We start from the raw sequence: 25,019 nt of genomic DNA, 5'->3' as shown, positions 1-25,019 counted from the left end.
TGGAGGGCACCATTCGAGGGATCGGGCGGCGGCGGTAAGGCCGTGGTTCGACTCGGGCCTCCATGGTGTCTCGCAAGATTGCCCAAGTCGACGGAGGCCCGGCTCACCACGAACGGCCGGTATGCTGGTCCTTCGCGCCACCCCCCACCCGTTCGTCCCGAGCGGCGCCATACGCGCCAAGATCGAGTACTGGCTCGGCAATGGGGGCGCCAGTCGAGGGATCGTGCGGCGGCGGTAAGGCCGTGGTTCGACTCGGGCCTCCATGGTGTCTCGCAAGATTGCCCAAGTCGACGAAGGCCCGGCTCACCACGAACGGGGCCAATAAGCCCGTTCGTCCCGAGCGGCGCCCTTACACACTAAGGTCGATCGATCGCTCGACACTGGAGGGCGTCAGTCGAGGGATCCAGCGGCGGCGGTGAGATCCTGGTAAGCCTCGCGCTCTCGGCGCTGCTCTGGCTGTTCAACCGCTGATCGGGTGGAGACGTTGTTCAGCGCAGCGCGCGATGGACGTAGAGGTCGTAGCGGCTGTTCTTCTCTTCAACTACATGCTGGGGAGCGGGGCCTGCAAGCGAGGGAGCGCCTTTTGGGCGCTTGACCACCACCCGGTGAGTGGCGACGTCGAGCGCGGCCTCGAGCAGTCTCGGCGCGTCGTCGTCGGCACCGGCGAGTTCGCGAAAGAGCCGCATCTCCTTTTTCACCAGCGCGCGCTTGTCGCGATGCGGGAACATCGGGTCAAGGTGCACTACCTGGGGAACCACGTCGCTCGCTGCGACCAGTTCGGCAAGTCGTTGGGCGGCATCGCCATGGCTTAGCCGCATCCGCGCGGCGATCGGGGCTACTTCGGCGGATAGCGCGGCGCGATTCAAGCCATCCTCGAGCAGCGCTGCGATCGCGCCGACCCGTTCGATCATCAGCACCTGCGCGCCGAGGCTCGCGAGCACGAAGGCGTCGCGACCGAGGCCGGCGGTGGCATCGATGATCGAGGGGACGACACCGGGCTTGAAGCCGCAGGCGCGAGCGACCAGCTGCCCCCGGCCGCCGCCGAAGCGACGGCGATGGTCGGCGCGCCCGGCGACGAAATCGACCCGCACCGGGGCGCCGTATTCGGCCTCGCCGCCGGCAAGCTCGAGGCCGTTCGACGTGAGACGAAGCGTGAATCGGGCATCTCCTCCGCACGCCAGCCCGTAGCGCGCCGCCAATGCCTCGATCCTCGCCGGGTCACCTTGCAGCGCAACCAGATTCAATCGAGCGGACCGCGCTGGGAGCGAGTGGCGACTTCGTTGCGCAGATAGACTGGCTGGACCTCGGCAGGCGGGCGCGCCAGCCCCAGGAAGTAGCCGCGCGCGGCGATCAGCGCGATCGCGCGGGCGTCGGGCTCGACGGCGGCCTCGGACCGGGTGATGCGGGCGCGTACCCCGGCGTCGAATGACTCTAGGTGGTCGAATCCCGCGCCGGCGCCGAAGAAGTCGCCGGGCACGGCCGCGGGCAGTCGCAGCGCGCAGGGTGCGATGACCTGCTGATCATCGAGGCCTACCGCCCGGGTCCAGCCGGCTTCACGCTCGATGCGAAAAGCCCCGGCGTAGAGTTCGCCCATTCGCGCGTCCAACGCCGCCAGCACCAGTTCGGCGCCGTGGCGCAGGTATGCATCGAGCGCCAGCGCTTCGAGCGTCGAGACCCCGAGCAGCGCTCGCCCGGCGCCGAAGGCCAGGCCCTGGGCCACGCCCGCGGCAATGCGGATGCCGGTGAACGAACCGGGGCCATGGCCGTAGGCGAAAGCATCGATGCTCGAGAGCGCCACTCCCGCCTCATCCAGCACCGCATCCACCATCGGCAACAGCTTCTGGGTGTGCTGGCGCGGGGCGATCTCGTAGCGGTGGAACAGCTCGCCCCTGCCGCTGGCATCGCCCCGCCACAGCGCCACCGAACAGGCGCTGGAGGAGGCATCCAGCGCCAGCAGCAGGTGCTCGGTCATCGCCTGCCTCAGCCTTCGAGCACGGCGAGCAGCCGAGCGCGGATCTGCTCCAGATCGCCGACGCCTTCGACGCGATGGCACTTCGGCGCACGGTCCGGCTCGCTGGCCGCCCAGTCGCGGTAGTAGCCGACCAGCGGCTCGGTCTGCTGGTGATAGGTATCGAGGCGATGGCGCACGGTTTCCGGCTTATCATCATCGCGCTGGATCAGCGCGTCGCCGGTGACATCGTCCTTGCCCTCGACCTTGGGCGGATTGTGCTCGAGGTGATAGATGCGCCCGGAATCGGGATGCACGCGCCGGCCGGAAAGGCGGCTGACGATCTCTTCATCGGGCACCGCGATCTCGACCACATGGTCGATGGGTACGGCGGCCGCCTTGAGCGCATCGGCCTGCGCGATAGTGCGGGGGAAGCCGTCGAGCAGGAAGCCGTTGGCACAGTCGGGCTGGCGAATGCGCTCTTCCACCAGGGCGACGATCAGATCGTCGGAGACCAGCTTGCCTTCCTTCATCACCTGCTCGACCTGGCGGCCCAGCTCGCTGCCCTGTTTGATCGCAGCACGCAGCATGTCGCCTGTGGATATCTGCGGAATCGAGAAGCGCTCGCAGATGAACTTCGCCTGGGTACCCTTGCCGGCGCCCGGGGCGCCCAACAGTATCAAACGCATTAGCCTGCGCTCCTTCGTTGCTCTACTTGGTATCAGCGCCCGCTCCCGACCAGGGGGAGAAGCCTTCAGTGCTCTCCCCGATGCCCAGTGGCGGTCGATGGCTCGGGCTCAAAGCGGCGCCACGCGCAACGAAAAGCGGCCCACGAGGGCCGCTTTTCGCTAGGTTGTCGGTGCTGCACTGCCCCGACTATACCGCTTGCCTCGATTCGACGCGACCCCGGCCGAGTGCCAGAATGCCGCATCTACGCTCGACTTCAGAGCACCAGTCGACGAATGTCTGAGAGCAGCTCCGCAAGGAACGCGGTGAAACGCGCAGCGTCAGCACCGTTGAGCGCCCGATGGTCGTAGGAGAGGCACAGCGGCATCATCAGCCTGGGCTGGAAGGCCTTGCCGTCCCATACGGGTTTCATCTGCGCCTTCGACACCCCAAGGATCGCGACTTCAGGCGCATTGACGATCGGCGTGAAGGCGGTACCCCCGATCGAGCCGAGGCTCGAGATGGTGAAGCAGCCGCCGGTCATCTCCTCGCGCTTGAGCTTCTTGTCCAGGGTCCGCTTGGCCAGATCGGCGAACTCCACCGCTATCTCGAGCACGCTCTTCTTGTCCGCATCGCGCAGTACCGGCACCATCAGGCCGTCGGGCGTGTCGACCGCGACACCGATATGGACGTACTTCTTCCATACCAGCTTGTCGCCGTCGGGATGCAGCGAGACGTTGAACTGTGGGAAGCGTTTCAACGCATAGGCACTGGCCTTGATCATGAACGGCAGCGGGGTCAGCTTGGCTCCCTGCTTCGCCGCCTCCTCCTTCATGCTCTTGCGGAACGCCTCGAGCTCGGTGATATCGGCCTCGTCGAACTGGGTCACGTGGGGCACGTTCAGCCAGCTGCGATGCAGATTGGTCGCACCCGCCTTGAGCAGACGGCCCATCGGCTTCTCTTCGACCTCACCGAACTGGCTGAAGTCGACCGCCGGGATCGGCGGAATGCCAGCGCCCGCGGCGGGTACGGCGGCGGCAGCCGGTTTGGCGGCGCCCGCCTGGCTCATCAGCTGCTTGACGTAGGCGTGGACGTCCTCCTTGAGGATTCGCTCACGAGGCCCCGTGCCCTTGACCTGCTCGAGCGCCACGCCGAGCTCACGGGCGAGCAGCCGAACCGCAGGCCCCGCATGAACGACCGGCCTTGCTTCACGCTGCTCGGCGCTGAGCGACTCGGTGCTCGGCTCGCGGGCCACGGCCGGCGCGGCTCCAGGCTGGGCGGCGGCGGGCTGTGCGGGCTTGCCCGGCTCTGCCTTGCTGGGCTGCGCCTTGGGCGCCGGCTTGGCCGCGCCGGCCACCTCGATGTAGCCGATCAGGTCGCCCTGCTTGAGCGCATCCCCTTCCTTGACCGCGACCTCGACGACCTTGCCCTTGAACGGACTCGGCACGTCCATCGAGGCCTTGTCCGACTCGAGCGTCAGCAGCGTGCCCTCGGCCTCGATCTCGTCACCGACCTTGATCGCCACCTCGATCACCGGCACTGCGTCGTCGCTGCCGATGTCGGGCACCCGCAGCTCCTTGCGCTCCGGCTCACCGCTGGCCGCCGCGGCCGGTTCGGGCTCTGCTTCGGTCTCGACGCTTTCGCTCGAGGCCTGCGCCTTGGCGGGCGCCTCATCGGCGGGCTCGGCGGCGCCTTCGCCTGCGACCTCCATCCGTCCGATCACATCGCCGGTGGAGACACTGTCGCCTTCCTTCACGCTGAGCTCGATGATCTTGCCCTTGTGCGGGCTCGGCACATCCATCGAGGCCTTGTCGGACTCGAGGGTGATCAGCGCATCCTCCGCTTCGACCTGGTCACCGGTCTTCACCGCCACTTCGATGATTTCGACTGCGCTCTCACCGATGTCGGGCACTTTGATCTCAACTTCACGAGTCTCGACCTCACGCGAACCGCCCCCCTGGGGGGCGGAGGCGGTCGGCTGCTCGCGCGCCGGCTCCTCGGCCTTCGGCTCGGCGGCGGCTTCGGCCTTCGCGGGCGCCTCGCTCTCGTCGCCGCCCTCGAGCTCGAGTTCGACGATTTCGTCACCGGCGGAGACCTTGTCGCCCTCTTTGACCAGCACGCGCTTGACCTTGCCTGCCTTGGGCGACGGGATGTCCATGGAGGCCTTGTCGGACTCCAGCACGATCAGAGTGTCTTCGGCAGCGATCTGGTCGCCTTCCTTGACGGAGATCTCGATGATCTCGACGCCCTCGCTGTCCCCGATGTCGGGGAGCTTGATGATTTCGCTACTCAAGTTCGCGCTCCTCTCACCACGCCAGTATCTGGAAACCCCGCGCGGACGCACCGCGCCGGGGTCTGTTCGGTCGCGACTCAGACGGTCAGCGGATTGGCCTTATCGGCGTCGATGCCGTACTTCTCCATCGCCTGCTTGACCACTTTGCGCTCGACCTTGCCCTGATCGGCCAGCGCCTTGAGCGCAACGATGGTGACGAAGTAGCGATCGACTTCGAAGAAGTGGCGCAGCTTCTCACGGGTGTCGGAACGGCCGAAGCCATCGGTGCCGAGCACGTGGTAATCACCCGGGACCCAAGCACGCACCTGGTCGGCGTAGAGCTTGATGTAGTCGGTGCTGGCGATCACCGGCCCTTCGCGTCCTTCCAGACACTGGGTGATCCAGGGTTTGGCCGGCTCGGCGTCGACATCGAGGAATGCCTGGCGGTCGATCTCCAGCGCCTCGCGGCGCAGCTCGTTGAAGCTCGGCACGCTCCAGACGTCGGAGGCGACGTTGAAGTCATCGCGCAACAGCTCCGCGGCCGCTTCTACTTCGCGCAGGATGGTGCCCGAACCGAGCAGTTGGACCCGTGCCGCCGGCTTGGCGCCCTTGACCTCGGACAGCCGATACATGCCGCGCACGATGCCTTCCTCGCAGCCTTCCGGCATTTCCGGATGAACGTAGTTCTCGTTCATCAGGGTGAGGTAATAGAAGCAGCTTTCCTTGTCCTGGTACATCCGCTTCAGGCCCTCGCGTACGATCACCGCCACCTCATGGGCGTAGGTCGGATCGTAGGTCCGGCAGTTGGGGATGGTCGAGGCGATCACGTGGCTGTGGCCGTCCTGGTGCTGCAGTCCCTCGCCGTTGAGCGTGGTGCGCCCCGCGGTACCGCCGAGCAGGAAGCCCCGGGCCTGCATGTCACCGGCTGCCCAGGCCAGGTCGCCGATGCGCTGGAAGCCGAACATCGAGTAGTAGATGTAGAACGGCAGCAGCGGCAGGTCGTAGTTGGCATAGGAGGTGGCCGCGGCGATCCACGAGGACATCGCACCGGCCTCGTTGATCCCTTCCTGCAGGATCTGGCCCTTGCGGTCCTCGCGGTAGTACATGATCTGGCCGGCGTCGCTGGGCTCGTACTTCTGCCCTTCGTTAGCGTAGATCCCGACCTGGCGGAACAGCCCCTCCATCCCGAAGGTGCGCGCCTCATCGGGAATGATCGGCACTACCCGCGGGCCCAGCGCCTTGTCCTTGAGCAGACCGTTGAGGATCCGCACGAAGGACATGGTAGTGGACACTTCGCGTTCGCCGGTTCCCTTGGTCTGGCTGGAGAAGATCTTGTCATCGAGGGAAGGGATCTCGAGCGCCTGGAAATCGCCGTTGCGCGCGGGCAAATAGCCGTTGAGCTTGGCCCGGCGCTCGTGGAGATAGCGCATCTCCGGGGTATCTTCCTCAGGACGATAGTACGGCATGCCCTGCTCGAGCTCTTCGTCGCTGACCGGAATGTCGAAGCGATCGCGGAACACCTTGAGGGCGTCTGCGTCCATCGACTTGATCTGGTGCGCCTCCATGTCCGCCTCGCCATGGCCACCGCCCATGCCGTAGCCCTTGACGGTGTGGGCGAGAATCACGGTCGGACGACCGTCGGCGTTGTGGAACGCCTCATGGTAGGCCGCATAGACCTTCTGCGGATCGTGGCCGCCGCGGTTGAGCTGGTAGACGTCCTCGTCGGACATCGACTCGACCATCTTCAGCGTCTGCTCGTACTTGCCGAAGAAATTGTCGCGGGTGTACTTACCGCCCTGGGCCTTGTAGCTCTGGTACTCGCCATCGACGGTCTCGTCCATGACCTTCTGCAGGTAGCCCTGCTTGTCCATGGCGAACAGCCGATCCCAGAGACCGCCCCAGACCACCTTGATCACGTTCCAGTCGGCGCCGCGGAACATGCCCTCGAGCTCGTCGATGATCCGGCCGTTGCCACGCACCGGTCCGTCGAGGCGCTGGAGGTTGCAGTTGATCACGAAGATCAGGTTGTCGAGCTTCTCGCGGCGCGCGACGTGGATGGCACCGAGGGTTTCGACCTCATCGCACTCCCCGTCGCCGAGGAAGGCCCATACCTTGCGATCGCCCATCGGCTCGAGCCCGCGCGCGTCGAGGTACTTCATCATCCGCGCCTGGTAGATCGCCATCAACGGACCGAGCCCCATCGACACGGTCGGGAACTGCCAGTAGTCCGGCATCAAGTAGGGGTGCGGGTAGGAAGAGATACCCTTGCCGTCGACTTCCTGGCGGAAATTGTCGAGCTGCTCCTCGGTGAGCCGGCCTTCGAGGAAGGACCGCGCATAGATGCCGGGAGCGATGTGGCCCTGGAAATAGATCAGGTCGCCCTTGGTCTCGCCGTTGCCACCGCGGAAGAAGTGGTTGAAACCGACCTCATAGAGCGTGCAGCTGGACATGTAGCTGGCCAGGTGGCCGCCGAGGCCCTTGTGCTTCTTGTTGCTGCGGATGACCTGGGCGACGCTGTTCCAGCGCACCGCCGAACGGATCCGCCGCTCGATGAACATATCGCCGGGCATCTTCGCCTCGCGATGCACCGGGATGGTGTTGCGATGAGGCGTGTTGACCGAGAAGGCCGGCTGCATGCCGTCGCGACGCATACGGTCCGCCAGTCGGCTCAGCAGGTACCGGGCGCGCTCGTCGCCTTCACGATCCATGACCGATACCAGGGAATCCAACCACTCCTGGGTTTCGATCGGATCGATATCTTCTCTTGCCTCGAGATTCATGGACGTCTCCGAATGGGAAATGAGGGTCTGTCACCGCGGAGCTTCGAGCGGGCGGCGCGCCTTGGCACGTCGTACGGGAGCGAGCGACAGGGTCACCGGGCGGATGGGCGGGAACCAGCGTGGCCGGCAGGCCGCGTATCAGAGATAAAGCGCCACGGTAACGAAACGTTCGGAAAGATACCGCAATCCAAAAGGGCTGCCAATTCGGCCATTTGCGACCAAACCGGCGGTTTCACCGGGCCGGATAATGGATATGCATTCCGCAGTGGACGATACGGTGACGCCGGCCTGGTTGGAAAAAAAGCCTGGCTATCGAGGTGAAGATATGCGGCGGATTCGGCAATCCTCGACGAAAAGGCGAGATGCGCCCGATCCGGGTCGAAATGGCGCTTACCCGCAGAACGGGCAGCGCCGGCCGAGCCACTCGATCCCGGCGCGATGACCCGAACCGACCCAGCGTCCTACACTCACCCGTATCGATCTCAACTATGGAAACCACTTCCAATCATCCGGCGAAACAGCGCCCAATCGAAGCTCGGCCCGGGATCATACTTTCGTCTAGGCGCAATCTGCTGATGGCTGAAGACTCGCCGCTCATCGAGCCCCGGATAGGCGCCAGACAGCGCGGCGAACACGCTCGAGAGCGCACGGTACTGCGCCAGCGTGAACGGGCGCTCGTCACCCTCGAGCTCGATGCCGATCGAAAAGTCGTTGAACCGCGAACGCCCCTCCCACTGCGACCGACCGGCGTGCCAAGCGCGGCGATCGAAGGCAACGAACTGCACGCACTCGCCGTCGCGACGAATCAGCAGGTGGGCCGAGACCTTGAGTCCCTCGATCCCAGCGAAGTAGGGATGGGCGGCGTGGTCGAGGGTATTGGTGAACAGCCGCTCGATCTCGTCGCCGCCGAACACCCCCGGAGGCAGTGAGATCGAGTGCAGCACCAGCGCCGATATCTCGCCCTCGGGCCGCTGGTCCTGGTTCGGCGAGCGACAGCGCCGCGCCCCGCGCAGCCAGTGCTCCTCGACCGGCCCGATCACCGCCGGCCTCCCACGTACGGCTCGGCAGGACTCGGACCGCTGGGCGGGCAAGCGGCAGCGAAGGCGAAGAGAAGCTGTGTCGACACGGGGTGATCCAGTTGCAGAGCTTAGGGGACGTGCGTAGAGAGAAGCGCTGCGACCAGCATCCAGCGTCCAGCCCATCTCGCACGATGAGGACACCACTCTACGCCAATCGTGCCGGTGGACAATCCTCGCGCCGGCGCTCGCCCCCCGCCTGGCGGACGCACGCCCCCGCCCGGGCGGGGTTCGACAACCTCCGAAGCGGCGCTGGAGGGTAACGAGCAGCGGTCGATTTCACCTCCTGACCGAACGGCGGCGAGTCGCGTATGATCGACCAACGGGTCCAGGGCGTATCGGTGCGCCATCGCCCGTCCGTTTTCATTTCGTCTTGTACGCAAAGGAGTCGAGCATGCTGAGGATCTGGGGACGGGCCAACTCGAGCAACGTCAAGAAGGTACTGTGGTGCGCCGAGGAGCTGGGCCTGCGCTTCGAGCGCATCGATGCCGGCGGCGCTTTCGGCGTGGTCGACGGCGAAGCGTTCAGGAAGATGAATCCCAACGGCCTGGTGCCCTGCATCGAGGACGATGGCTTCGTGCTGTGGGAATCCAACGCGATCATCCGCTATCTGCTTGCCCGCCACGGCGACGACTCGACGCTGCTGCCGGCGACCCTCGAGGGGCGCGCCAGTGCCGAGCGGTGGATGGATTGGTGCAGCTTCTCCCTGTCCGCGCCATTCGCGGTGCTGGTCAAGCATCTGGTGCGAAGCCCCCCGGAGCAGCGGGATGACCAGGCGGTCATCCCGGCGGCGGCGAGCTTCGAGGCGTCGATGCGGATCGCCGATGCCGAGCTTGCGCAGTCCGCCTGGTTCAGCGGTGAGAGTTTCGGCATCGGCGACATCCCGCTCGGGGTACTGGTCTACAGCTGGTATGCGCTTTCCGGTCTCGAGCGTCCCTCGCTGCCCGCGCTCGAGGACTGGCAGCGCCGTCTCGCCGAACGCCCGGCGTTTCTCCACTGGGTCGCCATACCGCTGAGCTGAGTCAGAGCGCAGGCCCGCCCCGGGGACGGGGCGGCAACCGCCCGGCGCCATGTTAGACTCGGGCCAAGCCCCACCAGCAGCCAAGCGACGCCATGACCAAGACACGCATCGGCCTGATCTTCGGCGGAAAATCCGCCGAACACGAAGTCTCCCTACAGTCGGCGAAGAACATCGTCGACGCCCTCGACAAGACCCGTTTCGAGGTCACGATGATCGGTATCGACAAGCAGGGACAGTGGCATCTCAACGATGCCTCCAATTTCCTGCTCGATGCCGACGACCCCTCGCGAATCGCGCTGCGCGAGTCTAATCGCGACCTGGCGGTGATGCCCGGCCGCAGCCACGACCAGTGGCTCGAAGCGGGCCAAGGCGCGCTAGCCCAGCTCGATGTGGTCTTCCCGATCGTCCACGGCACCCTCGGCGAGGATGGCTCGCTGCAAGGGCTGCTGCGCATCCTCGATTTGCCCCAGGTCGGCTCCGGGGTGCTCGGCTCGGCGATCTGCATGGACAAGGATGTAGCCAAGCGACTGCTGCGCGACGCAGGGCTGCAGGTTGCCCCTTTCGTCAGCGTCACCCGCACCCGCCGCGCCAGCCTCGATTTCGATGCGGTGGTCGACCAGCTCGGCCTGCCGCTGTTCGTCAAGCCAGCGAGCCAGGGCTCCTCGGTGGGGGTCAGCAAGGTGGTCGACCGGTCAGGATTCGAACGCGCCCTGGACGAGGCGTTCTCATTCGATCACAAGGTATTGATCGAGCAGGCGATCGAAGGCCGTGAGATCGAATGCGCGGTGCTCGGCAACGACGCCCCCCGGGCGAGCCTGTGCGGCGAGATCCTGCTCAGCGATGAGTTCTACTCCTACGACACCAAGTACATCAGCGAGAGCGGCGCGCGGCTTTCGATTCCGGCCGAACTTACCGACGCCCAATCCGAAGCGATCCAGGCCGTAGCGCTCGAGACCTTCGCCCTGCTCGAATGCCAGGGCATGGCGCGGGTCGATGTCTTCCTCACCGAGGACGACCGAGTGGTGGTCAACGAGGTCAACACCCTCCCCGGCTTCACCCGGATCAGCATGTATCCGAAACTCTGGGAAGCGAGCGGGCTCTCCTACAGCGATCTTCTGACCACGCTGATCGAACTCGCCCGCGAGCGCCACACCCAGGACCTCGCGCTCAAGAGCTCCCGCAGCGAGCACTGAACGGACCTGAGTCGCGCCCGCCAGGGCGCGGCCCCACCCGCGCGGTGGCCTCGCAACACTGCTCGGTACGAATGCCGTAGATCACCACTCGCCGGATGCCATGCTCGCGCAGCCAGGCCTCGGGTCCGGTGTCGGTGAAGGCGTTGTGAACCCGTTTGGTGAAGGTGGCCGCTGCACGGTCGGTGAACTCGAGCAGTGGCGCAAAGGCTTGAGCTTAATCTCCCGCGGCCTTCCCGCTCAGGGCGCTGCGTCACCGCGAGCGGACTTATCCGGTCATGCTTTGCGGCGCGCGTGCGGTGGACAGGTGGGCACCCGGGTCTTCAGCACTTCGACGAAGCGGCGACGGTCGGCGCGCGCCAGCATACCGATCGGCACGACCCTCGACCTGCGCTTGCCGTGGTTGAGCCGCAGCCGGACGTTGGCGACATGGCCACCGCGTTCGAGGCATTCGATCTCGTCGAAGCGCAGGCTGATCATGCGCGGTGAGAACAGCGACCCACCCATGTAGCGCAGCCGCTCGCGCTCAAGGCGCAGCGCCGGGGTACAGCGCTTGCGCCGATGAAGATGATGGGCCAGCAGCGCAGCCCAGGCTGCCATCACCAGCACCAGAGGCAGCGCCTCGAGCAGGCGCTGCTCGCGGGTGGAAACGACCAGGATCGTCACCGCGCCGGCGAGCAGTACGCTCAAGCCGATACCCAGGATCACCAGGTTGCGTCGGGGCTCGCTGAAGAACTCGTCGCCCGCCGAGGCGGGCTGCCCAAGGGAAGTCACGTTCTGATCACTCCTGGTCATCTGCTGGCGACCATCCGGTGGGAACGGTCGGTGCTTGGCGTTTGGTCGAAGCCGGCGTGGCCGAGGGTATAGCGATAGCGCAGGCGCTCAAGCACCACGCCACCGCGCTCGACCCGCTCGCTGGAAAGCCTGCGCCAGCCGAGGCGCTCGAGCCTGGGCGCGAGCACCAGGCTGGCATCGATATCGAGATGGGCGAGCTTCTCGGCGCGCGCCTGGTCGAGCGCCGCGGCGAGCAGGCAGGCGCCGATCCCGCGACCCTGCAGCGAAGGCCAGACATAGAGCATGCTGATGCGGCCATGCGGCAGGTCGAGCTCACAGAAGCCGACGCAGCGGCGGTCGAGGTCGGCGACCAAGGTGCGATAGCGCAGTTGGCGCATCACCCAGGCGCCGGGGTCGCGCGGCAGCGCGCAGGCCCAGGCTTCACGCTGGTCGAGATCATAATGGCCCGCGGCCCCACGCATGATCGCGTGGTGAAAGACCTCGGCCTGATCCACCGCATCCTGGTCCCGGGCCAGACGCAGGCGGACACGCTCGAGCAGCGCATCGGAGGGACGATGGCGTTGAGGTTCGATCATCGGTCGTTCCGGTCGAAAGGACGTGGGCGCCAGCCGGCGCTGGCATAAGCAATGGACCACGAAAGCCGCGACGGGTTCGCCCGGCATGCGTGGAAGCACAGAGAGCCTACCCAACTCGTCGTGCCGACGCCACAACGCCGATCTCGCCGAGCGCCGCTGCCGCTTGCTAGACTGCGCGGCGATCCCCCTCGACGTATTCTCGGACCCCGGCCCATGCCCTGCGCCTCTCACTACGCCCTCGCGCCGATCGGCCTGATCGAAGGCTGCTACCCAGACAAGTTCGGTGTCCCCCGCCAGCCCGGGCTCGCCCGCGCCGCGACCGCGCGCCTGCGCCTGCTCGGCGAGTTCGCCCAGCCGGACGCGGTGCGCGGCATCGATACGTTCAGCCACCTATGGCTGACCTTCGTCTTCCACCTCAGTCCACCACGCTGGACGCCGCTGGTGCGGCCACCGCGGCTCGGCGGCAACCGCAAGATCGGCGTATTCGCCTCGCGCGCCACGCACCGACCCAACCGGCTCGGCCTCTCGCTGGTCGAACTGCTGAGCGTCGAGCTCGATGATGGCGTCTGTCTGGTGCTGCGAGGTCATGACCTCGTCGATGGCACCCCAGTAGTCGACATCAAGCCCTATCTGCCCTGGGCCGACGGTGCCGAACACGCTCGCGCCGGCTTCGCTCCCGCCCCGCCGGAGCTCCTGCCGGTACGCTTTTGCACCGAGGTGGAAGCCCAGCTCGCCAGTCGCGCCGATGGCGCGTCGCTGCGCGTGCTGATCGAAGACGTACTCGCCCAGGATCCTCGCCCCGCCTATCACCCCATCGACCCAGCGCGACGCTACGGCGTGCGGCTCGCCGACCTCGATGTCGGCTTTCGCCTCTGTGCGACGGAAAACGGCCCGCAGGTCGAAGTGATCGACCTGCGGGCCTGGAAGCAAGCCTGACCGTGCAGCGCTTTGGGCTAGAACATGTGGATGCCGTAGCCCCACAGCAGCACGCCCGCGGCGAGCAGCGCCTCGAGCACCAGCACCCCGATCGCGAAGGCGGAACCTGAAACCACCATCCCCTCCCGGCGATCGATATCGAGAAAGTCGGGGATCCCCGCCTGGAGCAGGTAGCCGGTATAGCAAAGCGCCACCAGCCCCACCACCGCCCAGAGCAACGGTGCGGGATAGAGCGCGACCAGCCCGCTCAGAAACAGCGGTGTAGCGATGTAGCCGGCGAACACCACGCAGCGCCGATGGCTCGGCCGATCGGGGTAGCGCCTGGCGAGCCAGTGGATCACCGACCCCATCGCATAGACCGCGGCCAGCATCAGGAGGTAGAACACAAGCCCAAGCACCACTGCGGTGCCGGTATCGATCCGCATGCTCGTGCCACCGATCTGCCACCCGACCTGGGTGGTGCCGATGATCGAGCAGACCACCGGGATGGCGGCCAGCAGCAGTACGTGATGCAGGTAGTGGTGAGAGACGCTTTCGTGTTCACCACGGATCTGGCGCCATTCGCGGTGCGGGTGGGCCAGCAGGCCCCATACGTGGTTGACCATGCGATGACTCCTCACCCGCCGCGGGCCGCAGCCGGCAGGCTGGTGCGAAGGAGCGCGCCCGTGCGGCGCGGCGGCCCTAGACTTTCACTCTAGTCGCTCAGCGCGATCACGATGTGCGACCTTGGTCTTGGGTCTGCCAGAACGACATCGGCCCCGGCGAGCGCCGGGGCCGATGTCTCGGGCCAGGGTGGCAAGCAGGCGGTTCAGCCGAAGTCGACACCGATCCGGCGCCCGACCTCTTCATAGGCCTCGATCACGCCGCCGAGCCCTTGGCGGAAGCGATCCTTGTCGAGCTTCTCGCGGGTCTTCGCATCCCACAGGCGGCAGCCGTCCGGAGAGAACTCGTCGCCGAGCAGCAGTTCGCCCTTGTGGAGGCCGAACTCGAGCTTGTAGTCGACCAGCAGGATGCCGGCATCGAGGAACAGCTGGCGCAGCACGTCGTTGACCTGGAAGGTCAGGCGTTTGGCGGTGGCGAGCTGCTCGACGGTGGCATAGCCGAGCGACTCGGCCAGCGACTCGTTGATCATCGGATCGTGGAGGGCGTCGTTCTTGAGGAACAGCTCGAAGGTCGATGGGTTAAGATCGCGCCCCTCTTCGATACCGAGCCGGCGGCACAGACCGCCAGCGGCGACGTTGCGCACCACGCACTCGACCGGAATCATCTCCAGGCGCTTGACCAGGCTCTCATCGTCCGAGAGCAGACGCTCGAAGTGCACCGGCACGCCGGCTTCGCGCAGCTTGCCCATGATGAAGGCGTTGAACTTGTTGTTGACCATCCCCTTGCGGGCCAGCTGTTCGACCCGTTGGCCGTCGAAGGCGCTGGTGTCATCGCGAAAATGCATGATCAGCAGGTCAGGATCGTCGGTGGCGAAGATCGACTTCGCCTTGCCGGCATAGAGTTCGTTGCGTTTTTCCATGGCGGAAATCTCCGAGGGAGGCGTTGGGCTATGCGTTGATCAGAGCACGCGCTCGACCGTGCGGTCGAGCCGCTGCCAGCCGATGCCACGGTCCTGGGCCGCGATCATCAGCCGCGAGGCATCATTGTCGAGCAGGGGTTCGAGGGCCTCGAAGGCCAGCTCGGGCCGGTTGTTCTTGTCCGACAGGTGTGAAGCGATGACGCGCTGCAACCGGTCGGTGCCCCAGTGGCGCAGCAGCGCCACGGCCTGGGCATTGGCCAGGTGCCCCCAATGCCCGCCGACCCGTCTTTTGAGGCTCGGCGGATAGGGGCCTTCGGCCAGCATCCTGAGATCGTGGTTGCACTCGAGCAGCAATCCGTCGCAGTCGCGAAAGCGCCGGCGCACATGGTCGGTGACATGGCCAAGATCGGTGAGTACGCCGAGCCGGCGGCCGGCGGCCTCGAACAAATACTGCACGGGCTCGCGCGCATCGTGGGGAACGGTCACGGGATCGATCTCCAAGTCCTTGATCGCGAAGCGCTGCTCCGGATTGATCAAGTGGACCCGCTCGAGCCCCTCCAGCCTGCCGGCGAGCCAAGTGCCGGCGGTAAGGTAGACCGGCAGCTTCAAGCGTTTGGCCAGCGAGCGTACACCGCGCAGATGGTCGCCGTGCTCGTGGGTGACCAGCAGCGCATCGATCCTGGTCGGATCGATGCCGAGCAGCGCCATCCGCGCGAGCGCGTCGCGCAGGCCGAATCCGCAGTCGACCAGCACCAGCGCCTCGTCGCTCTCGATCAGCGTAGCGTTGCCCTTGCTGCCGCTGCCCAGCGAGGCGAAGCGCATCAGCGCAGGGTGCCAGCCACCGCCTCGAGAATCTCGCGGCTGACCGCCTCGGGCACCGGATTGCCCTGATCGTCGCTGACCGTGACCCCGACCCGCTGAGAGTCGAGACTGACGACGTGCAGCCGATAGTCGGCGGTGGCGCCTCTCGAGAACCAGGAGAACCAGCCGCTGCTCTGCGCCGCGCGGGCATGGAAACGAATCCGCATCTCGCCGCTTTGCTGGTCATGGTCGAGCAGACGACGGTCGTCGCTGTCGAACGATTCGCCCAGCTGATAGGCGAGCTCCGACCAGGCGCGCGGGTAGTCGAGCGCGATGAGCAGCCGCCAGTTGTTCTCGAAGGCATCGAGGCGCACGCGGTCGCCCTGGCTCAGCCCCTGCCCCGCCATCGAGTTCACCGACGACGCGCCGGTGGCGAGATGGCGCTCGAGCGCGGTGACGCAGGCATCGTCGGTGGCGTTGCCGGCGAGGCAGTAGACCTCGGTGGTATTCGCTCGCAGCCCCTGGCGCAGCGCCAGGGTGACGTCGCTGGTGACGATCCGGCCCTGGGCGGGCTCGAGGCTCTGCACTTCAAGGCCTTGGCTCGAGGCGAACTCGGTCAGCCGCGGCCAGACGCTCGAGGGCGTGCCCTGCACCACCAGCCAGCGCTGACCATTGGCCTCGCGCACTTCGACCGGTGCGCCGCGGCTGGCGGTGCCCATCGGCTCGGGCCGCGGTACCTGGAACTTGTTGCTCGGACGAACGAAGCCGCTGGATGCGTCGGGCACCGGCATCGCGTCCTGGAAGGCGTTCGCATCGCGGGTCGCCGGCAGCTCGAGCGGCGGCGCCATCTCGGCATCGATGTATTCATAGTTGCGGTCGTGGAAGTAACCACCGCCACAGCCGCCGAGCAACAAGGTGAGAGGCAAAGCGACGAAGAGGGTCCGCTGTCTGATCATCACTTGACCACCCCAGCGAGCTGGAGGGTCTCACCGACGGTGGCATGGTACTTGTCCGAAAGCCAGGTCAGCGGCAGCCGGATACCGGCCTCCGCCAGGCCCATCTGATTGAGCGCCCACTTGACCGGGATCGGATTGGCCTCAATGCCGAGCACCGAGTGCAAGGGCATCAGCCGGGTGTTGATCTGGTGGGCACGCTCGGCATCGCCCTCCATCGCCGCGGCGCAGAGATCGTGCATCGCTTTCGGCACCACGTTGGCGGAGACCGAGATCACGCCCTGGCCGCCGGCGAGGACGAATTCGCAAGCGGTCGGGTCATCACCGGAGTAGAGGGCGAACTCGCTGCCCTGGAAGTGCTCGATCAGCTCCTCGGCGCGCTCGAGATCACCGGTCGCTTCCTTGAGCCCGATGATGCCGTCGAGCTCGGCGAGGCGGAACACGGTCTCGTTGTAGAGATCGACCCCGGTGCGCTTCGGCACGTTGTAGAGGATCACCGGCAGGCCGGCCTCGGCCACCGCCTTGAAGTGCTGGTAGAGCCCTTCCTGGGTCGGCCGGTTGTAGTAGGGCGTCACCGAGAGGCAGTAGTCGGCGCCTGCGTCCTTGGCGTAGCGAGCCAGGTTGACCGCCTCCCAGGTGGCATTGGCACCGGTACCCGCGATCACCGGGATGCGACCCTTGACCTCGTCGACGATGGTGCGGATGACATCGAAGTGCTCCTCGACGGTCATCGTGGTCGGCTCGCCGGTGGTGCCGGCGGCGACGATCCCGTCGGTGCCGTGCTCGAGATGGAAGCCGACCAGACGGCGCAGCGCGTCCCAATCGATTTCGCCGCTCACCTTCATCGGCGTCGCCAGGGCGACGATGCTGCCTGTGATCATCTCGCGAACCTCTCCGTATCGTCTTAGCTGAATGTCGTCTGCCGAACGCTGGCTGCGCGGGGCTTGCGCCGCGCTGTATGCGGTGCCGATGGACGGGGCTAAATGTTACTGTCGCCCGGAAGTAGTGTACAGCGACGTTTGTCCGCCGCCATGGCGGGCCCAGAACCAACCCCAAGGAGCGATACGATGAGCCTGACCCTCAACCAGCGGCTCGAGGACTTCAGCGCCCCCACCACCGGCGGCGGCACCCTGCGACTCTCTGAGCTCGCCGGGCGCCAGCTGGTGCTCTACTTCTATCCCAAGGATGCCACTCCGGGCTGCACCACCGAGGGACTCGACTTCAGCGCCCGCGCGGAGCGCTTCGCCGCCGCCAACACGCTGGTGTTCGGCGTCTCCCGCGACAGCCTCAAGCGCCATGAGAACTTCAAGGCCAAGCAGTGCTTCGCCTTCGATCTGGTCAGCGATCCCGATGAAACCCTCTGCCGCGCCTTCGATGTGATCAAGCCGAAGAAACTCTACGGCAAGGAGTACGAAGGCATCGAGCGCAGCACCTTCCTGATCGACGCCGAGGGCCGGCTGGCCAAGGAGTGGCGCAAGGTCTCGGTGAAGGGGCATGCGGACGAGGTGCTCGCCGCCGCCGAGGCGCTGGCCAGGGGCGAGGCGCCCTGATCCGCGGCTATTTCACCCCTTGACCAGCACGAAGCGGAAATCCTCACCGGCCGGCTCACGCAGCTCGAGGCGATGACGGCTCAAGGCGACGAAGCTGGCGATGTCCTCCCAGGCGCCGGGGTCGCTGGCCAGCAGTTCCAGCCGCTGGCCGGCCTCGAGTCCAACGAGCCCCTGCTTGGCCTTGAGCAGCGGCAGTGGACATCCGAGCCCGCGGGCATCGATGAAAAGATCGGCAGTGGGCCGTTGGCTATCGTTCATCCGCATCTCGCATGAAGTTGGGGCGGTCCGAAAACGCCAGTCTTGTCTTCGCCGCGCATCGCAGGCACCTTGCCAGACCGACGCTGTCGATACCAGTATGCCCCTTCGCCGCCAAGGAGCCTCACCCACATGCAGCTGCGCCGTTTCCCGCGACACCGCTCGCTGGTGCTCCTCCTGATCGGGACATTGAGCCTCACCTGCGCAGCGCAGCCAGCGCTCGCCCAGGTGTCCGGCAGCGATCGCGCGGTCGACGAAGCACTGCTCGGCCCGATGGGGGGACGGTTCGACCTCGGTACGCCGGTCTTCACCCCGCCGCCGACCAGCAGGCCGGCGGGCGCGGGCGGCCAGGGCGAGTACCGGCTGCCCTCCCTCGGCGCCCAGAGCATCAGCCTCAATGGGATGGACGAAACCCGCCTCGGCCGCGCCTGGATGCGCCAGTTCCTCGCCCAGGTGAGCCCCTGGGACGACCCGATCACCCAGCAGTATCTCGAGTCCGTAGTGCAGAGGCTCTTGCCGTTCAGCGGCGTGGGGCCGATAGACCCTGCGGTGCTGCTGCTCTCGAGCCGCCAGCTCAATGCCTTCGCCGTGCCGGGCGGGGTGATCGGCGTCAACACCGGGCTGTTCCTCTCCGCGCCGGACCGCGACGCCTTCGCCTCGGTGATCGCCCACGAGCTCGGTCACCTCTCCCAGCGCCACTTCGCCCGCAACGTGCAGCAGGCCAGCCGCTCGCAGATGCCAACGCTCGCGGCGATGCTCGCCGGGATGGTGATCGCCGCCAGCGGCGCGGGCGACGTCGGTATCGCCACCATCGCCGGCAGCCAGGCGGCGGCGATGCAGAACCAGCTGGCCTACTCGCGCCAATACGAGCAGGAGGCCGATCGCGCCGGGCTCGACATCCTCGCCAGGGCGGGGATGGACCCCCAGGCAATGCCTCGCATGTTCCGTGCGCTGCAGCGCACCGCGAGCCTGCAGGGAAGTTCACCGCCGGAGTTCCTGCTCACCCACCCGCTCACCGAGGGTCGGATCAGTGCGAGCCAGGCCCGCGCCAACCAGCTCCACGTCGCCTACCAGCCACCGGGACCGGAGTACGACATGATCAGGGCCCGGGTGGTTCTGGCGATGTACATGGACGATCCGAGCCAGGCCCGCGAGCGGCTGCGCAGCGACATCACCGACCCCGACGCGCTGGCCTACCTCCAGGCGCTGACCCTGACGCTCCAGCACCGTACCGAGGAGGCGCTCGCCGCTTTCGATGCGCTCGCCGCACGCCAGCCGGACCTACTGTTGATTCCGGCCAGCGCCGCCGATGCAGCGCTCGACGCTGGGCGATTCGACGAGGCCCTTGCGCGCGCCCGCCAGCTGCTGCGTATCGCTCCTGACTACTATCCTGCACAGGTGCTCGAAGCGCGCGCCGAGCTCTCGAGCGACCCCTCATCGGCCTTCGATACCCTGCGCCGCGTCGCCGAACGCCGCCCCGAGGATCCCCAGGTATGGGGATTGCTCGCCGAAGCGGCCGGACGCGCCGGATACGAGGGATGGGGACATCTCGCGCTGGCCGAGCAGGCGCAGCTGACCGGTCAGGTCAGTACCGGCCTGCGCCAGCTCGACATCGGCGCCCACGTCGCCGAGCAGAACGGCGACTATGTGATGCTCGACCGGCTGCGCGCGCGGCGCGATGCGCTCACGCAGTACCGTCGCGACATCGAACAGTTCTGAGCCACGCCCGCTGGTGCGGCGTGCCACCCGAATGAGGAGATACCCATGACCACCCCGATTCCCGTCGCGCTGATCGGCTTCGGCTTCGTCGGCCGTACCTTCCACGCGCCCTACCTGCTCGCCACCGAAGGCCTCGAGCTGCGCGTGATCTGCTCGAGCCAGGCCGAGACCATCCAGCAAACGCTTGGCGATCAGGCCCGCGGCCTCGAGGTGGTCAGCGATCCGCAGGCCGCCGCCGCCCATCCCGAGGTCGAGCTGGTGGTGATCGCCTCGCCCAATGCCACCCACCACTCGCTGGCCAAGGCGGCGCTGGACGCCGGCAAGCACGTAGTGGTCGACAAGCCCTTCACCCTCGATCTCGCCCAGGCGCGGGAGCTGGCCGAGCTGGCGCGAACGCGGAACAAAGTGCTGTCGGTGTTCCAGAACCGGCGCTGGGACAGCGACTTTCTCGCCGTGCGCGAAGCGATCGAGGCGGGAACGATCGGCGCAGTGGTCGAACTCGAGTCGCGCATCGACCGGTTCCGACCCGAGGTGCGCGACCGCTGGAGGGAGCAGGCACTGCCAGGCTCCGGACTATGGTTCGATCTCGGCCCGCATCTCGCCGACCAGGCACTCGAACTGTTCGGCATTCCCGATGAGGTAGAGGCCTCGATCGCAAGCCTGCGCCCGGCGGCGAAGACCGACGACTGGGCCCAGGTGGTCCTCCACTACGGCCCCACGGCCGAGCGCGGCGCACTCAAGGTCACGCTGCATGCCAGCATGCTGGTCGCCGCGCAAAGCCCACGCTTCGTCCTCCACGGCCTCGAGGGCGGCCTGATCAAGCGCGGCGCCGACGTCCAGGAAGACCAGCTGCGCGGAGGCGTCTCGCCGCTCGAGCCGAGCTTCGGCGTCGATCCCGATCCGCTCAGGCGCTATGACGCCGACGGCCTGGTCGAGGAGCGCCCTGCGCCGACCGGCAGACAGCGCCACTACTACGAGCTGGTGCGTGACGCGATCGCCGCGGGCGGCGACAATCCCGTTCCACCGCGCCAGGCGGTGGTGCTGATGGCCCTGCTCGAGACCGCCATTCGCGCCGCCGATCAAGGCCGCCGCTTGCCGCTCGAGCTGAGTGACGAAGAGCGCGCCGCCTGGGCGTGAACCCGGAAATGAAGAGCCGGCGGCGATCAGCCGGCGATGAAGGAAGATGCAAGCCCCATGGAATTCGTCCAAAGCGGCAAGTATTCAGAGGTCCATTACGACCGCTCGCGGAAGGTGTTCATCAAGACCTTCCAGCCCAAGCTGGCGGACCGGCTGCGCTACGCGCTGCGCATTCGTCCCTATCCCGGGCGCAACTTCGTCATCGTCGCCGAACGGCTCAAGGCGCTCGGCATCCGCGTGCCCGAGGTGCTCGCCTTCGAGCGCTACCGGCTCGAGATGCGCGATGTCGAAGCGCCGGAGCTGCGCGGCCTGATCCTCGACGACGCCTCGCTGCAGGAGCGCTACGTCGAACTGATCACCAAGCTCTATCGCGACCGCATCCACTGCCGCGGGCTGCACACCAAGAACTTCCTGGTCAAGGACGGCGAGCTGGTGGCGATCGACCTCGATGCCTACAAGGCGCCGCGACTCATCCACTACAGCGGACGTGAGTTCCTCACCTGTCTCAAGCGCTCGCTCGGCGGCCCCGAAGCCTTCCTCTACCAGCGGATCGTGGAACGACTCGGCGTGACCGACGCACCCTGAGCGACGTACCTGGAAGAAGAAACGGGTGCTGCGGTGTCATGGCAGCGACTTGGTCATGAACAGGCTGAAAGGATCCTCGACGTAGTCGGCGAACGGCGCGCAGTACTCGAAGCCGAAGCGCTCGTAGAGCCGCCGGGCCGGCTCGAAATCCGCAGTCGAGCCGGTCTCGAGGCTCACCCGACGAAAGCCGCGCGCCTGGGCCTGGTCGAGCAGGTGCTGGAGCAGGCGCCGAGCGACGCCGCGTCTCAAGTGGCGCGGCGAGGTCTTCATCGACTTGAGCTCGGCATGCTCGCTATCGAGCGTCTTGAGCGCGCCACAGCCGACCAGCTCCGCGCCCTCCCACGCACTCCAGAAGGTGATCCCGGGCCGCTTGAGGGCATCGAGATCGAGCGCATGGATGCTTTCAGGCGGTGAATAGAGCGCCATGCTGCGCAGATGGTCATCGAGCAGCTCGGCCACTTCCGGCCCGCTCAGATCGTCTATCGTTATCCGCATCTATGCCTCGCCCACTCGCCTGTCGATTGTCATCGCACCCGCCTGCGGCGCATGGATCGCCAGCAGATAGCGCGAGGCCTCGAGCGCCTCGAACCGGTCCTCGCCGTAAAGCCGGTAGCGCAGCACGTCACCCGGCGCCAAGCGGTGGCGCCGCCCTTCGATCTCGAGCTCGAGCGCGCCCTCGATCAGCCAGAGGTGATGCTCGAGCCCGGCGAGCGGCGAGACATCGTAGGCGATGACCGCGCCCGCCGGCAGCTCGCACTCGATCAGCTCGACGGCGTAGCCAGTCGTTGGCGGCGACAGGCTGCGCCGACGCAGCCCCGAATGCTGGTCGACCCACAGCGGCTGCTCGGCGCGGGTCACCAGTGCATGATTGCCCGACTCCAGTTCGCCGAGCAGCCTGGACGCAGTCATCCCCAGCGCACGACAAAGCCGGTTGAGCTGCACCGTGCTGGGACTGCTCTCTGCGCGCTCGAAGCGCGAAAGCGTCGCCCGACTGACGCCGCTGCGCTCGGCCAGCGTCTCCAGCGACCAGCCGCGTGCCTGGCGCAGCATCGCCAAACGCTCGGCGAGGCGAAGCTCGAGCCGGGCCTCTTCCGAGGTCAAATCCATTCGCAGGCTCCTATCTTTGGTGCAGGCTCTTATCTCTGGCGCAGGCTCTTATCTTTCGCGGAAGGGATCGAAGCCGAATCTCAATATAGGACTATTTATCTCATAAAAGAGAATAGACGACCAGCCTTCAGGCTGTTCGATGCACCCGGCACGAGGAACCCGGCTGGCCCGATAGCCACCGTCTGTTCCGAGCTCATCGCCCGCGACGGGGTGAACGTGTCAGCCTTGGGCTGTCGGACGAATGACGACGCTGCCAACATCCACTTCGGGCGGTTGCTCGAGTGCATAAAGGATGCCCCGTGCGATCGCGTCTGGAGAAATCGCAATTCCCCCCAACTGCTCTTCAATCATTTTCTTCGCTGGCGGGTCGGTGATCGTGTCGCCAAAGTGGGTGGCTATGATCCCTGGCGACACTTCGGTCACGCGCAGGCTGGGGCCCGCTTCCTGTCTCAACACTTCGGTTGCAGTGCGCACCGCGTTCTTGGTCGCGGCGTAGACACCCATCGTCGGAAGTATCTGAAGACCCGCCGTCGAAACGACGTTGACCACATGCCCGCTCTGTTGGCGCCCGAATACCGGGAGGGCAGCGGCTATGCCGTAGAGTGTGCCGCGAAAATTCACATCGATCATGGCATCCCAATCATCGACCCGCAGCGCATCGAACCGGGAAATTGGCCCGACGCCTGCATTGTTGACGATAACGTCGAGCCGACCGCCCCTCGCGACTGCGAAGGCGACGAGCTCTTCCAGATCGATTCGATGACGAACGTCAGTCCTTTTGAACACGGCTTTGCCGCCAGTGGCGGTGATCTCGTCCACTACGGCCTGAAGCGCCTGCTCGTTGCGAGCGCCCAGCGCAACGAACGCGCCCTGCGCCGCAAGCAGCTTGGCTGTCGCCCGACCGATCCCGCTGCTCGCCCCCGTGATAGCGACGACTTTGCCTTCGATGCTCATGGCTAATCTCCTTTTAGGAACATGAAGAAGATAGGCGAGCACTTCGAGATTACCTACACTCAAAACCCCATATAATTGTCGCAGTCGTCTAAAACCATGCGTGACCCATTGTCGGATATCTTTGACGTTCTCGGTGCCAGAGTGACTAGGCGCACCCGCATGGAAGCGGCAGGGCAATGGGCCCTCGCGTTCCCTGCCGTCGATCGGCTCAAGTTCGTCGCTCTACTTCGCGGCAGCCAGTGGATGCTGCTCCCGGAGCGCACTCCTCAGCGCTTGAGCGAAGGGGACGTATGTTTGATCGGACATACTGCATATACGGTGGCCAGCGACCCGGACGTGACGCCGATCGATGGACTGGCTTTTTACGCAAGCCCTGGCTGCGACGTGGCGCGCATCGGGGGGGACGATACGATTGGGATTGGCGGGACGGTCACTTTCGCTGGCGCAAACGCGGACTTCCTGCTCGACATGCTGCCAGAGTTCATGATCGTACCGCGATCCTCGCCCGGATCCGGCACGATCGCGACGATCCTCGCACTCATGGGTAGTGAGATCGAGCGGGATCGGATGGGTGGCGAGATCGTAAGTGCCCGGCTCGCCGACGTGCTGTTGCTGGAGGCGATCCGGGCTTACGCCGGCCTCGTCGGGCAGACTGAAATGGGGTGGCTCGGCGCGCTCTCGGACGCGCGGCTTGGCCGAGCGCTTCACGCAATCCACGAAGATATCGCGCATCCCTGGACCGTGGCCCAGCTCGCTGGCGTGGCCGGTATGTCCCGCGCTGCCTTTTCCGCCGAATTCACCCGCCGGACAGGAAAGCCACCGCTCACCTACCTGCGAGCGTGGCGTCTTACCGTCGCTCGTGCAGCACTGATGCGGGGTAATACCACCGTCGCTCGCATAGCGAGCGAGGTCGGCTATACGTCACAAAGCGCGTTTGGACACGCTTTTCGACGTGCCTTTGGGCATCCTCCGAAATCCGGCGCTCGATCATGAGCAACGGAATCTGAGGCAATTTCGCAAGGCGCTTGTCTAGATCCACCCAAGGCCGAGACCGTCTCTATACGCAAAGACCCGGCCGCAAGCGGCCGGGTCCGGTAATGATGGTGGGTCGTGTAGGATTCGAACCTACGACCAATTGGTTAAAAGCCAACTGCTCTACCAACTGAGCTAACGACCC

The 25,019-nt window shown here is 66.1% G+C and carries 26 protein-coding genes and 1 tRNA gene; 8 read left to right on the top strand and 19 right to left on the bottom strand.

All coding sequences use genetic code 11. The features are described 5' to 3' along the window. Positions 1 to 488: 488 nt before the first annotated feature. The 6 genes from Q376_RS0119380 to ampD all read right to left on the bottom strand — a co-directional run bounded on the left by Q376_RS0119380 (position 489) and on the right by ampD (position 8,706). A complete protein-coding gene (locus tag Q376_RS0119380; RefSeq protein WP_155834414.1) occupies positions 489 to 1,244 on the bottom strand; it encodes a class I SAM-dependent methyltransferase in 756 nt (251 codons plus the stop codon). Further along, positions 1,241 to 1,972, bottom strand: coding sequence for a tRNA (adenosine(37)-N6)-threonylcarbamoyltransferase complex dimerization subunit type 1 TsaB (gene tsaB, locus Q376_RS0119375; RefSeq protein WP_027351696.1), 732 nt, complete (start codon positions 1,970 to 1,972; stop codon positions 1,241 to 1,243). Before tsaB ends, Q376_RS0119380 begins: the two co-directional genes overlap by 4 nt. An 8-nt stretch (positions 1,973 to 1,980) precedes the next feature. Beyond that, positions 1,981 to 2,637 carry an adenylate kinase gene (adk, locus tag Q376_RS0119370; RefSeq protein WP_027351695.1) on the bottom strand — a complete coding sequence of 219 codons (657 nt, stop codon included), beginning with the start codon at positions 2,635 to 2,637 and terminating at the stop codon, positions 1,981 to 1,983. A gap of 254 nt (positions 2,638 to 2,891) precedes the next feature. Then, positions 2,892 to 4,907 (bottom strand): dihydrolipoyllysine-residue acetyltransferase, encoded by a 2,016-nt coding sequence (gene aceF, locus Q376_RS0119365; RefSeq protein ID WP_027351694.1) that lies wholly within the window; start codon positions 4,905 to 4,907, stop codon positions 2,892 to 2,894. A 77-nt stretch (positions 4,908 to 4,984) separates the two neighbouring features. Then, the gene (aceE, locus tag Q376_RS0119360) at positions 4,985 to 7,666 is read right to left on the bottom strand and encodes a pyruvate dehydrogenase (acetyl-transferring), homodimeric type (RefSeq protein ID WP_027351693.1); all 2,682 of its coding nucleotides are present in this window, start codon (positions 7,664 to 7,666) and stop codon (positions 4,985 to 4,987) included. Between the two features lie 482 nt (positions 7,667 to 8,148). Then, entirely contained in the window at positions 8,149 to 8,706 is a 558-nt protein-coding gene (gene ampD / locus Q376_RS23615; RefSeq protein ID WP_043448871.1) for a 1,6-anhydro-N-acetylmuramyl-L-alanine amidase AmpD, read from the bottom strand. A gap of 430 nt (positions 8,707 to 9,136) precedes the next feature. Here ampD and Q376_RS0119350 point away from each other — a divergent pair, with 430 nt between their 5' ends. Both Q376_RS0119350 and ddlA read left to right on the top strand, forming a co-directional pair. Further along, a complete protein-coding gene (locus Q376_RS0119350; RefSeq protein ID WP_027351692.1) occupies positions 9,137 to 9,763 on the top strand; it encodes a glutathione S-transferase family protein in 627 nt (208 codons plus the stop codon). A gap of 92 nt (positions 9,764 to 9,855) precedes the next feature. Then, entirely contained in the window at positions 9,856 to 10,956 is a 1,101-nt protein-coding gene (gene ddlA, locus Q376_RS0119345) for a D-alanine--D-alanine ligase (protein WP_027351691.1), read from the top strand. On the opposite strand, the gene Q376_RS24550 is transcribed toward ddlA, so the two are convergent. The 3 genes from Q376_RS24550 to Q376_RS23610 all read right to left on the bottom strand — a co-directional run bounded on the left by Q376_RS24550 (position 10,931) and on the right by Q376_RS23610 (position 12,323). Continuing rightward, complete coding sequence (locus Q376_RS24550) at positions 10,931 to 11,152, bottom strand: cysteine hydrolase family protein (protein ID WP_081803662.1); 222 nt, start codon at positions 11,150 to 11,152, stop codon at positions 10,931 to 10,933. The two genes, ddlA and Q376_RS24550, sit on opposite strands and share 26 nt — an antisense overlap. Before the next feature lie 77 nt (positions 11,153 to 11,229). After that, on the bottom strand, positions 11,230 to 11,727 hold the full coding sequence (locus Q376_RS0119340) for a hypothetical protein (protein WP_027351690.1): 498 nt from the start codon (positions 11,725 to 11,727) through the stop codon (positions 11,230 to 11,232). A gap of 17 nt (positions 11,728 to 11,744) precedes the next feature. After that, positions 11,745 to 12,323: a GNAT family N-acetyltransferase gene (locus Q376_RS23610; RefSeq protein ID WP_081803661.1), complete on the bottom strand. Its 579-nt coding sequence runs from the start codon at positions 12,321 to 12,323 to the stop codon at positions 11,745 to 11,747. A 213-nt stretch (positions 12,324 to 12,536) separates the two neighbouring features. Between Q376_RS23610 and tsaA the strand changes: the two genes are divergently transcribed. Beyond that, a complete protein-coding gene (tsaA, locus tag Q376_RS0119330; protein WP_027351689.1) occupies positions 12,537 to 13,259 on the top strand; it encodes a tRNA (N6-threonylcarbamoyladenosine(37)-N6)-methyltransferase TrmO in 723 nt (240 codons plus the stop codon). Positions 13,260 to 13,276: 17 nt separating this feature from the next. Here tsaA and Q376_RS0119325 read toward each other — a convergent pair whose 3' ends face one another. The 5 genes from Q376_RS0119325 to dapA all read right to left on the bottom strand — a co-directional run bounded on the left by Q376_RS0119325 (position 13,277) and on the right by dapA (position 17,416). Further along, positions 13,277 to 13,864 (bottom strand): Yip1 family protein, encoded by a 588-nt coding sequence (locus tag Q376_RS0119325; RefSeq protein ID WP_027351688.1) that lies wholly within the window; start codon positions 13,862 to 13,864, stop codon positions 13,277 to 13,279. 203 nt (positions 13,865 to 14,067) lie between these two features. Further along, complete coding sequence (gene purC / locus Q376_RS0119320; protein WP_027351687.1) at positions 14,068 to 14,781, bottom strand: phosphoribosylaminoimidazolesuccinocarboxamide synthase; 714 nt, start codon at positions 14,779 to 14,781, stop codon at positions 14,068 to 14,070. 39 nt (positions 14,782 to 14,820) lie between these two features. After that, complete coding sequence (locus Q376_RS0119315) at positions 14,821 to 15,603, bottom strand: MBL fold metallo-hydrolase (RefSeq protein ID WP_027351686.1); 783 nt, start codon at positions 15,601 to 15,603, stop codon at positions 14,821 to 14,823. Beyond that, the gene (locus tag Q376_RS0119310; protein WP_043448866.1) at positions 15,603 to 16,538 is read right to left on the bottom strand and encodes an outer membrane protein assembly factor BamC; all 936 of its coding nucleotides are present in this window, start codon (positions 16,536 to 16,538) and stop codon (positions 15,603 to 15,605) included. The genes Q376_RS0119315 and Q376_RS0119310 overlap by 1 nt, the downstream gene beginning before the upstream one ends. Then, positions 16,538 to 17,416 carry a 4-hydroxy-tetrahydrodipicolinate synthase gene (gene dapA, locus Q376_RS0119305; protein ID WP_027351684.1) on the bottom strand — a complete coding sequence of 293 codons (879 nt, stop codon included), beginning with the start codon at positions 17,414 to 17,416 and terminating at the stop codon, positions 16,538 to 16,540. The genes Q376_RS0119310 and dapA overlap by 1 nt, the downstream gene beginning before the upstream one ends. A gap of 186 nt (positions 17,417 to 17,602) precedes the next feature. Between dapA and Q376_RS0119300 the strand changes: the two genes are divergently transcribed. Next, a complete protein-coding gene (locus Q376_RS0119300) occupies positions 17,603 to 18,085 on the top strand; it encodes a peroxiredoxin (protein ID WP_027351683.1) in 483 nt (160 codons plus the stop codon). A 12-nt stretch (positions 18,086 to 18,097) separates the two neighbouring features. Here the strand turns inward: Q376_RS0119300 and Q376_RS0119295 are convergent, their stop codons facing one another. Next, on the bottom strand, positions 18,098 to 18,343 hold the full coding sequence (locus tag Q376_RS0119295) for a sulfurtransferase TusA family protein (RefSeq protein ID WP_043448861.1): 246 nt from the start codon (positions 18,341 to 18,343) through the stop codon (positions 18,098 to 18,100). A gap of 129 nt (positions 18,344 to 18,472) precedes the next feature. On the opposite strand from Q376_RS0119295, the gene Q376_RS0119290 reads away from it, so the two are divergent. Genes Q376_RS0119290 through Q376_RS0119280 form a run of 3 tightly spaced genes read left to right on the top strand, consistent with a single transcriptional unit; the run spans position 18,473 to position 21,781 of the window. Then, positions 18,473 to 20,059, top strand: a complete 1,587-nt coding sequence (locus tag Q376_RS0119290; RefSeq protein ID WP_081803660.1) for a M48 family metalloprotease — start codon at positions 18,473 to 18,475, stop codon at positions 20,057 to 20,059. Positions 20,060 to 20,104: 45 nt separating this feature from the next. Then, complete coding sequence (locus Q376_RS0119285; protein ID WP_027351680.1) at positions 20,105 to 21,196, top strand: oxidoreductase; 1,092 nt, start codon at positions 20,105 to 20,107, stop codon at positions 21,194 to 21,196. Positions 21,197 to 21,253: 57 nt separating this feature from the next. After that, entirely contained in the window at positions 21,254 to 21,781 is a 528-nt protein-coding gene (locus Q376_RS0119280; RefSeq protein ID WP_027351679.1) for a BUD32 family EKC/KEOPS complex subunit, read from the top strand. Between the two features lie 36 nt (positions 21,782 to 21,817). Here the strand turns inward: Q376_RS0119280 and Q376_RS0119275 are convergent, their stop codons facing one another. The 3 genes from Q376_RS0119275 to Q376_RS0119265 form a co-directional block, all read right to left on the bottom strand. Beyond that, positions 21,818 to 22,276, bottom strand: coding sequence for a GNAT family N-acetyltransferase (locus Q376_RS0119275; RefSeq protein WP_027351678.1), 459 nt, complete (start codon positions 22,274 to 22,276; stop codon positions 21,818 to 21,820). Beyond that, on the bottom strand, positions 22,277 to 22,888 hold the full coding sequence (locus Q376_RS23605) for a helix-turn-helix domain-containing protein (protein WP_052365548.1): 612 nt from the start codon (positions 22,886 to 22,888) through the stop codon (positions 22,277 to 22,279). It abuts the gene before it with no gap. A 219-nt stretch (positions 22,889 to 23,107) separates the two neighbouring features. Next, positions 23,108 to 23,842, bottom strand: coding sequence for an SDR family oxidoreductase (locus Q376_RS0119265; RefSeq protein WP_027351677.1), 735 nt, complete (start codon positions 23,840 to 23,842; stop codon positions 23,108 to 23,110). Between the two features lie 96 nt (positions 23,843 to 23,938). Here Q376_RS0119265 and Q376_RS0119260 point away from each other — a divergent pair, with 96 nt between their 5' ends. Beyond that, positions 23,939 to 24,835 carry an AraC family transcriptional regulator gene (locus Q376_RS0119260; RefSeq protein WP_081803666.1) on the top strand — a complete coding sequence of 299 codons (897 nt, stop codon included), beginning with the start codon at positions 23,939 to 23,941 and terminating at the stop codon, positions 24,833 to 24,835. A 108-nt stretch (positions 24,836 to 24,943) separates the two neighbouring features. On the opposite strand, the gene Q376_RS0119255 is transcribed toward Q376_RS0119260, so the two are convergent. Beyond that, positions 24,944 to 25,019 (bottom strand) — tRNA-Lys (locus Q376_RS0119255).

Source organism: Halotalea alkalilenta DSM 17697 (genome assembly GCF_000621205.1).
In the GTDB taxonomy this organism is placed as follows: domain Bacteria; phylum Pseudomonadota; class Gammaproteobacteria; order Pseudomonadales; family Halomonadaceae; genus Halotalea; species Halotalea alkalilenta.
The sequence above is the reverse complement of the archived record's forward strand: the minus strand, read 5'-3'. Positions and strand labels throughout refer to the sequence as shown.

What these genes read in the sequence shown, in the direction of transcription:
- tsaB (WP_027351696.1), bottom strand. Translation starts at nt 1,972, where the DNA reads ATGACCGAGCACCTGCTGCTGGCGCTGGATGCCTCCTCCAGCGCCTGT.
- adk (WP_027351695.1), bottom strand. Translation starts at nt 2,637, where the DNA reads ATGCGTTTGATACTGTTGGGCGCCCCGGGCGCCGGCAAGGGTACCCAG.
- aceE (WP_027351693.1), bottom strand. Translation starts at nt 7,666, where the DNA reads ATGAATCTCGAGGCAAGAGAAGATATCGATCCGATCGAAACCCAGGAG.
- Q376_RS0119350 (WP_027351692.1), top strand. Translation starts at nt 9,137, where the DNA reads ATGCTGAGGATCTGGGGACGGGCCAACTCGAGCAACGTCAAGAAGGTA.
- ddlA (WP_027351691.1), top strand. Translation starts at nt 9,856, where the DNA reads ATGACCAAGACACGCATCGGCCTGATCTTCGGCGGAAAATCCGCCGAA.
- Q376_RS23610 (WP_081803661.1), bottom strand. Translation starts at nt 12,323, where the DNA reads ATGATCGAACCTCAACGCCATCGTCCCTCCGATGCGCTGCTCGAGCGT.
- tsaA (WP_027351689.1), top strand. Translation starts at nt 12,537, where the DNA reads ATGCCCTGCGCCTCTCACTACGCCCTCGCGCCGATCGGCCTGATCGAA.
- Q376_RS0119325 (WP_027351688.1), bottom strand. Translation starts at nt 13,864, where the DNA reads ATGGTCAACCACGTATGGGGCCTGCTGGCCCACCCGCACCGCGAATGG.
- purC (WP_027351687.1), bottom strand. Translation starts at nt 14,781, where the DNA reads ATGGAAAAACGCAACGAACTCTATGCCGGCAAGGCGAAGTCGATCTTC.
- Q376_RS0119315 (WP_027351686.1), bottom strand. Translation starts at nt 15,603, where the DNA reads ATGCGCTTCGCCTCGCTGGGCAGCGGCAGCAAGGGCAACGCTACGCTG.
- Q376_RS0119310 (WP_043448866.1), bottom strand. Translation starts at nt 16,538, where the DNA reads ATGATCAGACAGCGGACCCTCTTCGTCGCTTTGCCTCTCACCTTGTTG.
- dapA (WP_027351684.1), bottom strand. Translation starts at nt 17,416, where the DNA reads ATGATCACAGGCAGCATCGTCGCCCTGGCGACGCCGATGAAGGTGAGC.
- Q376_RS0119300 (WP_027351683.1), top strand. Translation starts at nt 17,603, where the DNA reads ATGAGCCTGACCCTCAACCAGCGGCTCGAGGACTTCAGCGCCCCCACC.
- Q376_RS0119295 (WP_043448861.1), bottom strand. Translation starts at nt 18,343, where the DNA reads ATGAACGATAGCCAACGGCCCACTGCCGATCTTTTCATCGATGCCCGC.
- Q376_RS0119290 (WP_081803660.1), top strand. Translation starts at nt 18,473, where the DNA reads ATGCAGCTGCGCCGTTTCCCGCGACACCGCTCGCTGGTGCTCCTCCTG.
- Q376_RS0119285 (WP_027351680.1), top strand. Translation starts at nt 20,105, where the DNA reads ATGACCACCCCGATTCCCGTCGCGCTGATCGGCTTCGGCTTCGTCGGC.
- Q376_RS0119280 (WP_027351679.1), top strand. Translation starts at nt 21,254, where the DNA reads ATGGAATTCGTCCAAAGCGGCAAGTATTCAGAGGTCCATTACGACCGC.
- Q376_RS0119275 (WP_027351678.1), bottom strand. Translation starts at nt 22,276, where the DNA reads ATGCGGATAACGATAGACGATCTGAGCGGGCCGGAAGTGGCCGAGCTG.
- Q376_RS23605 (WP_052365548.1), bottom strand. Translation starts at nt 22,888, where the DNA reads ATGGATTTGACCTCGGAAGAGGCCCGGCTCGAGCTTCGCCTCGCCGAG.
- Q376_RS0119265 (WP_027351677.1), bottom strand. Translation starts at nt 23,842, where the DNA reads ATGAGCATCGAAGGCAAAGTCGTCGCTATCACGGGGGCGAGCAGCGGG.
- Q376_RS0119260 (WP_081803666.1), top strand. Translation starts at nt 23,939, where the DNA reads ATGCGTGACCCATTGTCGGATATCTTTGACGTTCTCGGTGCCAGAGTG.